Source organism: Streptococcus sp. 20925_1_69, from assembly GCF_041432365.1.
Lineage (GTDB): Bacteria > Bacillota > Bacilli > Lactobacillales > Streptococcaceae > Streptococcus.
The window spans coordinates 19854-35388 of record NZ_JAPVZL010000007.1 but is presented as its reverse complement, the minus strand read 5'-3'; the positions used below and the strand labels follow the sequence as shown (position 1 = coordinate 35388).

Annotated in this window: 9 protein-coding genes and 1 pseudogene; 1 reads left to right on the top strand and 9 read right to left on the bottom strand. The window is 39.4% G+C overall.

The window, feature by feature from the left end; genetic code table 11:
* Positions 1–188: 188 nt before the first annotated feature.
* A complete protein-coding gene (locus tag O3601_RS06115; protein WP_371471756.1) occupies positions 189–7565 on the bottom strand; it encodes an SIALI-17 repeat-containing surface protein in 7377 nt (2458 codons plus the stop codon).
* Between the two features lie 2 nt (positions 7566–7567).
* A complete protein-coding gene (locus O3601_RS06110; RefSeq protein WP_101781376.1) occupies positions 7568–8131 on the bottom strand; it encodes a DivIVA domain-containing protein in 564 nt (187 codons plus the stop codon).
* Positions 8132–8408: 277 nt separating this feature from the next.
* Here O3601_RS06110 and O3601_RS06105 point away from each other — a divergent pair.
* Positions 8409–8532: pseudogene (locus O3601_RS06105) on the top strand (integrase); the annotation flags it as partial.
* Positions 8533–8748: 216 nt separating this feature from the next.
* On the opposite strand, the gene O3601_RS06100 reads toward O3601_RS06105, so the two are convergent.
* From O3601_RS06100 to O3601_RS06070, 7 genes are all read right to left on the bottom strand, one after another.
* Complete coding sequence (locus O3601_RS06100; protein WP_371471753.1) at positions 8749–10113, bottom strand: amino acid permease; 1365 nt, start codon at positions 10111–10113, stop codon at positions 8749–8751.
* A gap of 75 nt (positions 10114–10188) precedes the next feature.
* Positions 10189–10671, bottom strand: coding sequence for a transcription elongation factor GreA (greA, locus tag O3601_RS06095; protein ID WP_000818750.1), 483 nt, complete (start codon positions 10669–10671; stop codon positions 10189–10191).
* 61 nt (positions 10672–10732) lie between these two features.
* Complete coding sequence (gene mltG / locus O3601_RS06090) at positions 10733–12484, bottom strand: endolytic transglycosylase MltG (RefSeq protein WP_371471751.1); 1752 nt, start codon at positions 12482–12484, stop codon at positions 10733–10735.
* Between the two features lie 80 nt (positions 12485–12564).
* Positions 12565–13059, bottom strand: coding sequence for a GNAT family N-acetyltransferase (locus O3601_RS06085; protein WP_371471748.1), 495 nt, complete (start codon positions 13057–13059; stop codon positions 12565–12567).
* The gene (locus O3601_RS06080; protein ID WP_371471747.1) at positions 13056–13517 is read right to left on the bottom strand and encodes a GNAT family N-acetyltransferase; all 462 of its coding nucleotides are present in this window, start codon (positions 13515–13517) and stop codon (positions 13056–13058) included. Before O3601_RS06080 ends, O3601_RS06085 begins: the two co-directional genes overlap by 4 nt.
* A gap of 9 nt (positions 13518–13526) precedes the next feature.
* The gene (gene murC, locus O3601_RS06075) at positions 13527–14861 is read right to left on the bottom strand and encodes a UDP-N-acetylmuramate--L-alanine ligase (RefSeq protein ID WP_173269812.1); all 1335 of its coding nucleotides are present in this window, start codon (positions 14859–14861) and stop codon (positions 13527–13529) included.
* A 10-nt stretch (positions 14862–14871) separates the two neighbouring features.
* The gene (locus tag O3601_RS06070) at positions 14872–15489 is read right to left on the bottom strand and encodes a cystathionine gamma-synthase (RefSeq protein WP_371471744.1); all 618 of its coding nucleotides are present in this window, start codon (positions 15487–15489) and stop codon (positions 14872–14874) included.
* Between the last annotated feature and the right edge of the window lie 46 nt (positions 15490–15535).

The following is a 15535-nucleotide window of genomic DNA, read 5'->3' as shown; positions in this document are numbered from 1 at the left end:
TAAAATATTAATCGTTATGCAGGAAACCTATCTATCCAATCAAGTAAGAAATAATCAGTAGGATATGTTCCAAAACTTCAAATCGCTTGTATATCAAATATCATGAGACGCTTACAAAAGTTTAAATAACATAATTTTTAACTATATTTTCAGCTACAATATTCCTCTGCTAATCTTACACATTATATTTAATCTTCTTTTCTTCGACCTACATATAGGCTCAATAGAATACCGCTACCTAAAAGAACAGATATATAATCAGATTGACTTCCAGTTTCTGGTAATTTTTCCCCATGGTTTTCTTTAACTGGAGTTGCTACTACTGGGTTAGCATTTACTGGAGTTGCTGGTTGACCCGGTGTTGGTACTACTGGTGGTTCTGGTTTAACCGGTACTTCTGGTGTTGGAACAACTGGAGTTGGAACAACTGGAGTTGGTTGTACTGGCACATTTGGTGTTGGTTGCGCTGGTACTGTTGGAATATCTAATTTTGGTACCTCTTGTACTTCTGGCATTCCTGGTACTCCACCATTGAATTCTGGTAATTCGTGATTTTCAGGCATTCCTGGTACTCCACCATTGAATTCTGGTAATTCGTGATTTTCAGGCATTCCTGGTACTCCACCATTGAATTCTGGCAATTCATGAACTTCTGGCATTCCTGGCACACCACCGTTGAATTCTGGCAATTCATGAACTGGTGGTTCTGGCATTGCAAATGTTGGTCCTTCTGGCACATTTGGTGTTGGAGGAACTGGTTTGTCATTTGATGGTGTTACTGGTTTGTCTTGGCATCCACATTTATCATCTTTGCCATCCTTACCGTCTTTGCCATCACGTCCATCACGACCATCTTTACCGTCTTTAACAACTATTTTTGTCACAGTTCCGTCAGAATTGATGATTGTGATTGTATGACTACCATCTCCATTATCTTCAACAGAAACTTTTGGTGATTTACCATCTTTACCGTCTTTAATCACCATTTCTGTCTTACTTCCATCAGGATTAATAATTGTAACAACGTGAGTTCCATCGTTATTATTTTTAACAGTTACAGTTGGTGAAACGCCATCTTTGCCATCTTTGATAATAGATTTGTATTCACGACCATCAGAATCAACGATTGTTAAGGTGTGAGTTCCGTCTCCGTTATCAACGATGTTCGCTTTTGGTGATTTACCATCAAAAATTGTAGTTGTCGTTTCTTTACCATCAGTTCCTGTCACCTTAATAGTGTGCGAACCGTTGTTGTTATCAATCACTTCAAGTTTTGGTGCTTTACCATCACGAACTGTAGTTGTTGTAGTTGTACCGTCTGAGTTCACAACTGTAATCGTGTGAGTGCCATCTCCGTTATCCACAACCTTAGCAGTTGGTGATTTACCGTCACGAACTGTAGTTTCAGAAACAGTACCATTACCGTTTTCTATACGAATTGTGTAAGTACCATCATGGTTGTCAGTAACAGTCGCTACTGGTGATTTACCATCTTTAATGATTGTCTCAGTAATAGTTCCATCACCATTTAGAACTGAAATCTTATGAGTTCCATTTTGTTCGTCAGTTATAGTAACTTTTGGTGATTTACCATCACGAACTGTGGTTTCAGTTGTCACACCTTCTGGATTTGTAATAACGATTGTATGACTTCCGTCTCCATTGTCACGAACAGATGCGGTTGGAGTACGTCCATCAACACCGTCACGTCCATTCTTAACAACAAACTCATTCTTAGTTCCGTCTGGGTTAGTGATTGTTACTGTGTGGCTTCCATCTGGGTTTTCAGTAGTTGTTGCTGTTGCAGCTTTACCATCTTTGATGATAGCATTGGTAACATTGCCGTCTCCATCTGTAACTTTAACAGTATGAGTTCCATCGTTATTATCTGTTACTTCAACTTTTGGAGTCTTGCCGTCTTTACCGTTTTTAACAACTGTTTCTTTAGTTGTTCCATCTGGATTTGTTACAGTAATTGTATGGCTTCCATCTGGATTTTCTGTTGTTGTGATATTGGCAGTTTTACCGTCTTTACCATCTTTGATAATAGCATTCGTAACATTGCCATCTTCATCCGTAACTTTAAAAGTATGAGTTCCATCATTGTTATCAGTCACTTCAACTTTTGGAGTCTTACCGTCTTTACCGTTTTTAACAACTGTTTCTTTTGTTGTTCCGTCTGGATCTGTTACAGTGATTGTATGACTTCCATCTGGATTATCTGTTGTTGTAATAGTAGCAGTTTTACCGTCTTTGCCATCTTTGACTTTAGTAGTTGATTCAGAGCCATCTCCATTGCGTACTGTAATAGAGTATGTGCCATCTCCATTATCTGTCATCGTTACAACTGGTGATTTACCATCTGCTCCGTTTGCTCCTGTTTCACCTTTATCACCTTTTGTAATTTTAGGAACCACAGTTGCTGTAACTAATGGACTAGTAGCTTTATTTGGTTCAGTTTGTGTTACAAAAATATTATCACCTTTCACCACGGCTTTGTCTAAAGTAACTGACCATGTTCCCTCCGAAACTGTAGCTGTTTTAACGGTACTATCTGGAAGGGTAACACTAATAGTAGAATCTGTTATCCCTGTTCCTGTAATCGTTGTAACACCTTCGATAATGGCATCTACCATCGCTTCCTTGGATACAACTAATCCCGATTGAGGAACAACAGTGGCACTGATGTCATTACTAATCGTTTTGTTTACTTCTTTTTGTCGAGCAGAAATACTTTGTCCTTTTACAAGAGGTGCTGGCGTATCTACCATCCATGTTCCATCCTCTACCACTAAAGCTGTTTTCTCAACTCCATCTGGAAGCGTAACGGTAACCGTAGCTCCTGCAACACCGCTTCCTTTAATTACATTAGAACCTTCTTTCGCATCTGTAATAATAGGAATCTTAGAAATAACTTCTACTACATTCAAGACAAAGGTTTCTCTAGCTTCACCACTACCTAATAGATCATCATTTCGCGCAATAAAAGTAAAAGTTATAGTACCCGTTCGCGTAGGAGTCCCACTAATGGTGTGTGTGCTGGCGTCATAGGTCAATCCATAAAACATCTTTAAGAATGCATCAATGTACGATTCCTCCATACCTCTTTCACTAGCATGATTAATATATCCACTACTGCCAAAAGAATCAAGTAATGCATCACTACCGTAAATCTTTGCATGATCATTTAGTTCTATCGTTGAGGGTTCCATAGGAGTCCCTACTTGGATGGTTTGATGATTGTGGGGAATCCTAATAGTAGCTGGAAGTGGATCTACCTGAATAGTCACTGTAGCTTTTCTTTCATTACCACGTATACCACTTGGGTTAGCAACCATTGTAATTGTAAAGGTTCCAGCTTGAGTAGGCGTTCCTTCAATCACCTTCTTATCGCTATTGTAAATAATCCCCTGAGGAAGAGTCCCGCTTTCTACACTAACCTCTATCCCATCTGGTACACTCACCGCCACTGGAGCAATCGCTGACATAACAGTCGTATGTCGTTCCTGATTATCCATAAAGTTAAATTCCTTAGCAGTCACCGTCAATGGAATCGTTAATTCATTTCTAACACCACCAGCAACTCCTGTGAAATTTTTGTCTAAGAATGTTGACAAATAGATTATGTGTTTCCCCACGACTGTAGGTATTCCCGTAATCTTGCCTGTTGACGCATCATAGCTTAAACCAATATCAGATAGAGAACCAAAATAACTATAATCACGTTCCTTCACCAGTACATTTAGTTGTAAGGTAGAATGTGGTTCCTTGGTGACTGTAATAGTCGGAATAGAATCCTTGGCTGTTACTTCAACAGATGACCTATCTGCCTCTAAAATCGGTGTTAACGGTTCTACACGAAGAGTTACCTGCCTTCTTGTAACTTGACCTCCAAGTGCCTGTGGCATAACCGCCCGAATATTAAATTCATAGGTACCTACCCCTTCTGTTGGATTTCCTATAATTTGATGATTGGATGCATCATATCTCACTCCAGACGGAGCATTCTCTAAATCAATTGTTGCACGTTCATCAAAATCCGATACCGTAATTGGAATCATCTCTTTATCTGCAGCAAATGTCTGGTTTTCATTGTTAATACTAAGAGCTGATGTTATAGGAGTAACTTCAATATAAATTGTCTTCCAAATAGTTCTGCGAACGTTGATATCTGCATAGTTATACGGCATTTCGGTCTGAACTAAAATTTGATAAACATATCCCTCGTAGGACATTGCACTTGGAATTCCTGTAATAGTTCCTGTATGTGTCGACTCATCATACGAATAACTCAAACCAGCTGGTAAAGAATTTGAATCGACTGTCAGTTTTGAATGCGAATCATGCTTGATTGTAATAGGTGGAATCTCTGTTCCAATCGATGCTAGGAGACGTGTTTCATTAGAAGTATAAGCATCTGTTGCTTGAGTTCCTGATCCGATTGTCAAGCTCGGACTTAGCCCTGTTACGTTAATGGTATAGGTAGTAGTTGTAGTACGAACAAGCCCATTTGAACCTCTTCTACTAATTGTTGCAATGAGCTCATAGCGACCAACTGCAGTCGGTATCCCTGTAATTTTAGTCCCATCATTACTAATTTTTAGACCAGAATTAGAAAAATTATAGGAATCATTCGCACGATAAGTTACCACTGCATCGTCAGGTACCTCTTGCAATCCAAGAGCAGATACCTTGGATAAGACCGAAACTTCTGTGTTTTCTGGAGGAACGACAAATTCCTTCGGCTTCACAGTTAGACGCACAACAGTCGACTTAACAACATCTCCCTTAACAGCAAGTACTGGAACTTCATACTGCCCTTCATAAAGACCTTTCCCTATAATTTTATTATCAACAAATCGTGTCCCTTTTGGAAGTTTTGTCTTATCAACTTTAATGGTCACACCTTCACTTGGAGTCGTTGTGATGACCATTTCTTTCCAATCTTCACCCTCGGAAATTGTTTGATCTGTATTAGTAACATTAACCGCTAAATCGTCTACTGTATTAGATTCTATCACATAATAAAAATCGGTAAAGGTTTCATGTTTTTTCCCTTCGTCATCTGTAAATGTCACATAAACACGCGCCTTTTGTTGTGACGACGTGTGCTTCAAACCGTAAATAGAAATAGTAGAGTCATTAGGGTTCCCTTCAAAAAAGGCATAACCGCCACTTGATTCCACACGAATTCCTGTTATTTTGGAGTTGTTTTCCATAGAAACTGGAATAGGGGTTGGAACTGTTCCCTCATGCCAATGCTGGTTTGGAATCGGATTAATAGCGTCTACTATCTCAAACTCAAATGTCCGCGGAGCACCAGTCTGATAGTGACCATCATAGGCATTCACTGAAAAAGAATATTTTCCCTTCGCAACTTTAATACCTGATTTTTTGACAACATAGGCTTCTGTCGGATGTCCTTCCGCATCCACCTTATCAGGAACTGCTCTCAATTCAATACCCGATGGAAAATTATCTACTTTTATATATGCATTATCTTTATTGAGAGTTACTTTTCCTAAGATTTGTTCTTCATCAGAAATCGGAAGCGTAACCTTATCAGTAGATTTATCTACATACTCTTCATTAGGTTCAAAAAGAGCATCTGCATTGGTTAACGCATAAGTACGATTATCTGAAGCGTTGGAGTCTGAGCGTTCACTAGAAATAGAATTTTCATAAGTTGTAAAATTCAATGTAATCGTTTTGACTAAGTTCAAGCTATCAGTCATTTGAAATTTCACTGAATAGTTACCTGCTGTTTTAGGCAATTTCGTAAATTGAAGATAATATGGAGTTTTATCCAAGATACCATACATGTTATCTTTCAACAATCCACTTGACAAATCATACCCTGGCATTGTTTGGAAATCTACAGTATTACTGTAAACTCCCTTATCTGGAGCCTTGTCTTTCCTTAAGTCCACCAACTTAACTTCTACTCCATCTGAAGCGGATAACAACCGAAAATCTGTAATAGATAATCCTTGTTTATTATTATTAGCATAATCTGTAGAACGATCCATTAGAGCAAAGATTGGAATCATGGCATAATAACGTTTCGTATCTGCGGTAGCATTTTCAACAGTTTGATTACTAGAATCCATAAAATAACCAAAGGGAGTCGTTGGCATTCTGATTCCATCAATCGTGATGTCTATTTTTGGTCCAGAAGAATCTTTATATAGATCATTCAAATCACTTACTCCTTTATAAATAACCGGAGAAGTTCGAGAAGGATCTGTTATGCTACCATCATATGTAAACTCAGTCCTATCATCTCTATTATTGGGAAAATAAAACAAAGGATTGTCTCTCCCTGAAGTTGCTAACACCATAAATCCAAAGTGAGTTGTTGTCGTAATATTTATAAATCCAGCTACTTTCACTTCAGGATGTGAACGGGATTGGAATCCAACTTCATATTTTCCTCCCATTTCTCTTGTTGGCGTAAGGGTAGCAGTTAACCAGCCACCTTCCAAGTCTAAATTAAAGCCTAAATCCTTTGCCCCTTGGGTCATTTCCAAGTCAGAAGCGTCAATGTTTGAAAAACCAACTTTATACTTTATTTCATAAGTATGCTGAGCATTTCCAGCAAGAGTAATACTTTCTTCACCTAATTTGCCCGGAGTTATCTTTTCTAGTGTTAAGTATGGTTGCCCAGTAACGGCAGGGGAAGGATACTCTACTTTCCTCTTTTGCCTCACCTTTCCCTTATCAGAGTTATGGAGTTTAAAAATAACCTTTACAGGAACCCCTTCTGATAAGGTGATAGTTTGATGGCTTGTTGCATTATCAGAGATACTCCATCCCTTGAGGGATTCATTTCCATCAATGGAAGCTTGAACAGTCACTTCCTTTTTCACAACTGCTTCAAAGGTAGAAACCGTTTCTTCCTTGTCCTCACTATCTAGGACAAGCCCCGTCTTTTCATCAACGTATTCAACTGTATACTTAAGCGTGACAGTACGGTCTGTAGCTTCTGATTTCCCAAATCCCTCTACTTCGTAGACAAAAACATTGTCCTCCCCTTCAACAATTTCTTTTGTAAAGGTTGTTGGATTACCATCTGGAACATAGTAACTTTCTAATTGACTATCATTTGCTAGCTCTCCACCAATTTCTGTAACGATAACTTTTGCTTTTGCTTCAGTAGTTTCTACCGTCTTCGTCTTCGTTACCTCATGAACTACTTGATGAGATTTGCGATCTACATAGCGTACTTTATAGACAATACTTACTGCTCTTTTAGGAGTTGTAAGTTCTTCACTTGCTCTTATTCCTGTTTCTACCCCTGAAGCAGCTGTTTCAGTCGCATTTTCTTCTGGATGAGACGATGTAACAATAAGATGATTTGTTTCAATATCTCGGGTACTTGATTCACTACTCTCCGCCCTATCCAATGGCTTCAAATCAGGAATAGAAGCACTTTCTTCTGCTTGTACAGGAGACATCAGTACCCCCATTAAAACAGCCGGACCCACTAATCCAATCAAAGCCGAATTAGCTCCATATGCCTTATACTTACGGATTGAAAAGATTTCCTTATGTTCTTTTTTCACTACTAGTTCTCCTTTTCTATTTTTTCTACTTTAATACAATTTGATTTATTAAGGCGTGGGAGAAAGATAACCTGTTTTGAATTCTCACAAACATCTTCTGCTCGAGTGATATCTATTTCTATTTGTTCTTTTATTCGAGCAAAGTCCTCAGTCTCCGAGTTTTCAAAAGCCTCTTTATATCGTCTCAAAGTGTCTTGCAATTCTTTAGATAACTCCTCTTTCTGCGCAACAACTCTATTTTTGATTCCGTTTAAAATTTCCATTGATTGATGAAAACGTGCAAATTCATCTGATATTGTTTTATTAGCATTATATAGCAACTCCGTTGCTTCTTGCTTAGCCTCTTCTACTAAACGTTTTGACAATTGTTTCGCATCAATAATAACCTCAGAAATAATCTCCTCTTGAGAGCGAAATCCATGTAGTTGAACATTCAACTCTTCAATCATTTGTGCTTTCCCTTCAAGTTCTTGTTTGAGGCGTTCTTTATCCCCCTCTAAACTGCTAATCACATCATTAACTTCCTTTTTATTATATCCAAAAAGACTTCTTCTTATATTCACCATACTTATTTCCTCTTTTGCAACGCCTGATATATAGTCAGATTTACCACATTTGTATTTCTTTATTCTACTTCACCAAACCGTCATTATTTTCAACTTGAAGTCCAAGTTATTTTTTCATCATTGTTCCTCTCCTCAACTTCCATTGAGCCAAAATATCTATGCACCAAAAACATATAAAATTTATAACATTACATGGTTTCTAACTTATTTTCCGTATGCTATTTTAACGACTATACATTTTTACCTCTTCCTCCCTACTCACCTGAGTACAATCCCATTGAGAAAACATGGGCTCAATCAAAAAGCGCCTCAAAAAGTATTACCAAGTTGCAATACATTTTACGAGACTATTTTATTCTCTTCTTATTTCAATTGACCATGCTCTTTGCTTTAGTTACACAAAGTCTCATATTAATTCTATTACCCCCCCGAAATTGTCAATGATTTTTATGTTAAGTTTTCATTACATTTTCTTTACATAGTCCCTATTTTCCTAAGAGATTAAACCTGACAGCTCAAAAATAATACTGATATAATATAGCGTACTATCCTAGATCCAAGCCGCTATATTTTTAAACAAAGAAAAACCCACCAACCTTAGTTGATGAGTTCTTAATCTATTTTCTAAATTTCCACTGGCTATAAATCCCGAAACCGATAATCCAGATAGCTGATCCAATTGCTCCTACAAATGTAGACTCTTGTAAAAAGAGGGTTACAAAGACAAAGGCAAAGAAGAGCATGGTTAAAGGATTTAGGAAACGATAATGGGGCATGAGATAGCCATCCACCATAAAGTCTGGTGACTTGCGGTATTTAAGGTGAGCCACCATGATTAAGATATAAATGGCAATATAGACACCTGATGATGATGCCGTAATCAAGGCAAAGGCATCCGAAACTCCTGGCAAGACGTTGATAAAGGCTGCTAGGGCAATCAAAATCGCTGAGGCGATGATGGCATTTTGTGGTACGTTGTGACGGGAAAGAGTATCTGCCTTGATAGCCTTTAAGAATGGATTGGGCGAATCATGGGCAATCTGATACAAATGACGACCTGTTGAATAAAGGGTTGAATTAAGAGCAGATGCTGCTGACGTCAAAACGACAAAGTTAATCAAGGCCGCTGCCCACTTGATACCTGCCAATTCAAATACTGTTACAAAAGGAGAATCAGCCGATGCAAGTTCACGCCACGGAATGATAGCCATGATGGCTAAGAGGGCACCACCGTAGAAAAAGGCGATTCGCAAAGGAATTTCCTTAACGGCTTTTGGCAAGACCTGACGTGGATTTTTGGTTTCAGAAGTTGTTACTCCAATAAACTCAATCATTAGATAAGCAAAGAAAACCATCTGAAAGGCCATGACAAAGTTCACTCCACCATTTGGGAAGAGGGAGAAATTATCGGCGATATTGGCCAAACTTGCTACTCCATGTGGTGTCTTAAAGCCTGTCAAGACCATAAAGACCCCTGTTGCAATCATGGCTAAAATAGCCACAATCTTGACCATAGCAAACCAAAACTCAACTTCCCCAAAGAGCTTCACCGCAATCAGATTGACCAAGGCTAGAATGGTTAAAAATCCAATCTCAATCATCCAACTTGGCCAGCTAGGGAACCAAAACTGAACGTAGTGAGAGATGGCTGTAATTTCCGCCATACCGATAAAGACAACGGATAGCCAGTAAGACCAAACTGAGAAATAACCCCAGCCCTTACCCAAATGGCGCGTGATAAAGTTGATAAAGGTATGTTGCTCAGGGTCTTGGTAGAGCATTTCCCCAACCGCACGCATCATGAGGAACATGAAAGCACCAGTAATCATATAAATCAGTACAATGGAAGGACCTGTTAAGCTAATAGAGCGACCCGCTCCCAAAAAGAGTCCTGTTCCGATTGTTCCCGCAATGGCCATAACCTGCACGTGACGATTGGTCAGACCACGTTCCATCTTATTTTTTTTCTTCTTTGAACTCATATCGTCTCCAATTCAATTTAAAATGGAAAAAGGAGTGAGTGAAGCGCATTGCCTCCCCACTCCTTTTTTCTGTTTTTAGGCTGTTTTTTCAACCTTCAAGATTTTTACATCATAGCTACCAACAGGTGTTTCAATGGTTGCTGTATCACCTGTTTTCTTGCCAATCAAGGCTTGTCCAATTGGACTTTCATTTGAAACCTTACCTGCAAAGGCATCCGCACCAGCTGAACCTACGATAATATAAACTTCTTCTTCGTCCTCACCAATTTCTTGGATAGTGACTGTTTTACCAATCGCTACTTCATCTTGAGCAACTGAGTCGCTATTGACGATTTCAGCATAACGGATTTTTGTTTCCAAGCTAGAGATTTGTCCTTCAACAAAGGCTTGTTCATCCTTAGCCGCTTCGTATTCACTGTTTTCAGAAAGGTCACCGTATGAACGGGCAATCTTAATGCGTTCTACCACTTCTGGTCGGCGGACCAATTTCAATTCTTCTAATTCTTTTTCAAGTTTTTCCTTTTCCGCAAGGGTCATAGGATATGTTTTTTCTGCCATTTTTCTCAACTTTCTTCTGATGATATTTTCTAACTAAAATTATGTGAAGCATCACATAATTTTAGTTTGTTTGGTTTAATTTGCTGTTGACATGTTCAGCGACATTACGATCATGCTCCTCCTGAGTAGCAGCATAATAGACCTTACCATCTGTAACATCTGCAACAAAGTAAAGGTTTTCACTCTTAGTCTGATTGATACTTGACTCGATAGCATCCAAGCTTGGACTATCTACTGGACCAGGCATGAGACCAAGATTTGTATAGACATTGTATGGTGAATTAATCGATGTATCAATTCCAGCATCATCAGCAAGACTAATCTTCTGACCAAGTTTTCCTTGGGCATACAAGATGGCAATATTGCTTTGAAGTGGCATACCAAGATTCAAGCGATTGTAGAATACACCTGCAATCAACTTACGGTCTTCCGTCTTAGCACCTTCTTTTTCGACCAGTGAAGCAATGGTCAGCAATTCATTGACCGTCAAATTCTTAGACTTAATTGTACTGTAATGAGGTGCTAAAGTCTTGTCCATGGCTGCCAACATCTCATCAATCAAGCTTTCAATAGTTGTACTGTCCTTGATAGAGTAAGTAGCTGGGAAGAGGAATCCTTCCAAACGGTAACGAACGCCACTTTCCTTTGTAGGCAAGCTTTCAAGTAGACTAGGATATTTAGCAACTTCTTGGCTGATAAAGCTATCATCTTGAACTTTTGCTAGGAAAGCATCCGCTGTCAAAGGCTCTTTGAAGTCACCTTGCAATTGACCTACCGCTTGTGCAATTTGATCAATCGTATAACCTTCTGGAATTGTCAAAGTCGCAAGCGCAGGTTCTTGAGCTTCAGCTGTTCCACCTTTTTGCAATTCATGGATGATATCTTCTGTACTCATACTCTTTTGCAAATTGTAATAGCCAGACTTCAAATCTGAATAATTTTTATATTTTGCATAAAAAGCAAAAATCACTCCGTGTTTAATCAAACCAGACTTTTCAAGAGTTGAACCAATTGTTTGAACATTAGCTCCTTCTGGGATTTGCACTGTCACATATTGTTTAGATGAAGCATCCACAGGCTGTAAAGATGACTGAACATACTGATAACCGAAGTAAGCACCTGCTGAAATCAAGCCTAGGAAAATGAGTAGAGAAATGAAGAAGGCCTTAAATCCTGATTTTTTCTTCTTGGTTGACTTAACCGTCTCACGACGGCTACGACGTGGAGTTGCAGACATTTCTTCTACAGCTTTCTTTTCCTCTACTGGTTTTGAAGTAGGAACTTCTCTTTTTACCTCTCTCTGAGCTTCTGTCTTATAAGAAACAGCTACCCTCGTTGGGATTTCATTAAATTCCTTTTCTACTTTTCTAGGACTAACAGGTCCTGGAGTTGGTCTTGATACTCCCTCCGCTGATGGAGTAGAAGGTCCTTCTTGACTCGGATGACTAGGAGCAAGTGGAGCTTGTCTTACAGCCTCTTCTGCAGGAGAAGAAGGCACATCTTGACTTGGATGACTTGGATGACTTGGAACACCAGGAGTTTCTCTTTTAATCTCATCTGATGGAGAAGCTGGTACATCTTGACTTGGGTGAGTAGGCACGGTAGGAGCTTTTCTCATAATCTCCTCTACAGCTGATAGAGAATCTTCCATTATCTCTTCTATCGACTGGTCATTTTTAGAAGAAAATTGGGGTTTTATTGAAGCTAAATCAACTTCCTCCTGATCTTCTTCATGTTTTTTAACTCGTTCTAAATCTCGTAAAATCTGCTCTTTAAAGCTTAATTTTTCTTCTTCTCTTGACTTTTCACTCAAAAGTTTTTCCTCCTCGTTGACAATCCATAATATTATATCTTAAAAGTCTAGGAAAAGCAACCTATGATGCCTTGTCTTGCCTATTTTTTAGCTTCCCAGACCATATCATACCAAGTTTCCCCTGCAAAGGTTGACTGGGACAAGCCTTCGTTGACAAATCCGTGTTTTTCATAGTAGGCGATGAGATAGTCATGACAGGTTAGGTTAATGCCTTCTCTCTCATCTTCAAGAGCAACTTCTTTCAAGGCTGTTAGCAATTTCTGACCCAGTCCAAGACCCTGTGCTTCCTTGGCAATAGAGAGACAGGTCACAGAGATATAGCCACCAGTCTCATGACTATAGTCTTTTATGTCTTCTGTAAAAGACTGGTCTTGTAGATAGCGGTGAGGGACAACTGGCCCTTCGATATAACCCATAATCCTTCCCTCTCTTTCTGCAACCAGAAAAGAGGTCTGAATTTCTCGCAAATGTGCCTCAAAAACAGAGCGAGGAATGGCTTCTTCAATCGAGAAATTTTCTAGTTCAATCTCAACGATACGATCCAAATCTTCTAATCTTGCTTGTCTGATCTTCATTGTGCCTCCAGATAAAAGGGATTAAACCAAATCATACTAAAACCCTGGCTAGTTGCATAAAGGGAAGTTTCTTCATCGATAAAACCGTTCATTTCAAAGTAGGAAAGCAGCTCAGAAGGACTCTCCAAACGAATCCCTTTGTAATCCAGCTCAACTGCCACCTCTTTCAAAGCAGCAAGAAGAAGCGTTCCCAAGCCCTGTCTCTGATGGTCAGCCTCAATGACTAAAGAATGCACTTTTAGACATTGCGGATTGTCTGACTGGGGACTTGATAAAATATAGCCTAAAAGTTGGTTTTCATCCCTAGCTAGAAGAAAGGTATCCGCACACTTACGGATACTTTCTTCTAAAATATGGGAAGGTTGCTGCTTTTCAGCTGGAAAAGACGAAGTTTGAATCGCCTCTATCTCAGCCAAATCAGGTATACTTGCCTGAATGATCTTAATTGGAATTTCCATGGGAGCATCCTACTGAACATTGCTTGTCAAATTAGACAAGAGACGCTCAAATGAGTATTCATAGGTTTGGATATCTCCTGCTCCCATAAAGACGTAAACAGCATTGTCATGATCAAGGAGTGGTGAAACATTTTCAACAGTGATCACTTGGTGTTTTTTGTTGATTTTTTGGGCTAGGTCTTCTACCTTAACGTCACCATGATCTACTTCACGAGCTGACCCATAAATTTGCGCTAGGTAAACAGCATCTGCTTGGTTCAAAGCGTGAGCAAAATCGTCCAACAAGGCGATGGTTCTTGTAAAGGTATGCGGTTGGAAGACTGCTACAATTTCCTTGCTTGGGTATTTCTGACGAGCCGCATCCAAGGTCGCAATAATTTCTGTTGGATGGTGGGCAAAGTCATCGATAATAACTGTATCATTGACAATTTTCTCAGTGAAACGACGCTTAACACCGGCAAATGTTTTCAAGTGCTCACGCACCAAGTTCAAATCAAATCCTGCTGTGTAAAGAAGACCAATAACGGCTGTCGCATTCATGATATTGTGACGACCAAAGGTTGGAATGTGGAATTGCCCCAAGTCTTGTCCACGGAAATGAACCGTGAAAGTTGACCCAGTTGTAGAACGAAGAAGATCGCTAGCTACAAAGTCATTACCTTCTGCTTCAAAGCCATAATAATAAATCGGAGCATTGGCTGTAATCTTACGCAATTCTGCATCTTCACCATAGACAAAAAGACCCTTGGTAATTTGTTTGGCATAGTCGTTAAAGGCATTGAAAACATCCTCGAGACTTGTGAAATAGTCTGGATGGTCAAAGTCAATGTTGGTGATAATAGAGTATTCTGGGTGGTAAGGCATAAAGTGGCGCTCATATTCGTCAGATTCAAAGACAAAATATTTGGCATTGGCCGAACCACGACCTGTCCCATCCCCAATCAAGAAGCTAGTATCTGTGATGTGAGACAAGACATGAGACAACATACCTGTCGTTGAAGTTTTTCCGTGCGCTCCAGCAACTCCCATGCTAACAAAGTCACGCATAAAGCTACCTAGGAACTCATGGTAACGTTTGTAACTGATGCCATTTTGGTCTGCATAGGCAATTTCGACGTTATTATCTGGACGAAAGGCATTTCCAGCGATAATTTCCATATCACCGGCTAGATTCTTTTCATCAAAAGGAAGAATGGTAATTCCTGCCTGCTCAAGACCACGTTGAGTAAAGTAGTACTTTTCAACATCTGATCCCTGTACCTTATGCCCCATTTGGTGCAACATCAAGGCCAAGGCACTCATCCCTGATCCCTTAATTCCGATAAAATGATATGTCTTTGGCATGTTTTCTCCCCTATTCTGTAATTCTGGTCAGATTCAACTCTTGGGCAACCCGACGTTCTTGTTCTGTTTGTTTACTTTTTTTATTGTAGATTTGGCTCTTCTTTAGAAAATCATAGTTGTTTTTCTTTGGAGCAGGTGCTGACACTTCTTCATTCTTGGTAGGGATAGAATGAACTTCTTCCGCCAAGATGTACTGAGACTGGGTCAATTTTTGGCTATATTTGACAAATTCACCAGGATTTTCCTTTTGGAAAGGAGCTGTCGGTTGATTGTCCTGTCTAACAAGGCCTGATTTAGAATGACGTCTCGCACGGCTGAAATCCTGAGTTAGATAGTTAGCAGAGCGTTTCTTTTTCAAGTCTGCACGCGCTTCTTCACGCGCCACCTCTGCATAGCTCTTTCCTTCTTTTTTTATCCCTAAAGGAGCCTTTTTAGGTTTCTCAACTTGCTTTTCAATCGGTTTGACTGGTGCTTCTTCAGTAATAGGAGCCCACTCCAGATAATTCTTATCACGGTATTCTCCCTTGATATTACTGATCAGATCAGACTCATCGTACAAGTTCATGACTGGCATTTCAGTCAGCATGACCTCGTCATCTGACACCAATGGAAATCGTTCTTGTTTCATTTTCTATTTCCTTTCAACACTTCATTATAGCGTATTGTCTTGATTT

Bases quoted from the DNA above. Each gene is read 5' to 3' on its own strand.
- O3601_RS06080 (WP_371471747.1), bottom strand. From the start codon at position 13,517: ATGGAAATTCCAATTAAGATCATTCAGGCAAGTATACCTGATTTGGCT.
- O3601_RS06110 (WP_101781376.1), bottom strand. From the start codon at position 8,131: ATGGTGAATATAAGAAGAAGTCTTTTTGGATATAATAAAAAGGAAGTT.
- O3601_RS06085 (WP_371471748.1), bottom strand. From the start codon at position 13,059: ATGAAGATCAGACAAGCAAGATTAGAAGATTTGGATCGTATCGTTGAG.
- O3601_RS06070 (WP_371471744.1), bottom strand. From the start codon at position 15,489: ATGAAACAAGAACGATTTCCATTGGTGTCAGATGACGAGGTCATGCTG.
- greA (WP_000818750.1), bottom strand. From the start codon at position 10,671: ATGGCAGAAAAAACATATCCTATGACCCTTGCGGAAAAGGAAAAACTT.
- O3601_RS06100 (WP_371471753.1), bottom strand. From the start codon at position 10,113: ATGAGTTCAAAGAAGAAAAAAAATAAGATGGAACGTGGTCTGACCAAT.
- murC (WP_173269812.1), bottom strand. From the start codon at position 14,861: ATGCCAAAGACATATCATTTTATCGGAATTAAGGGATCAGGGATGAGT.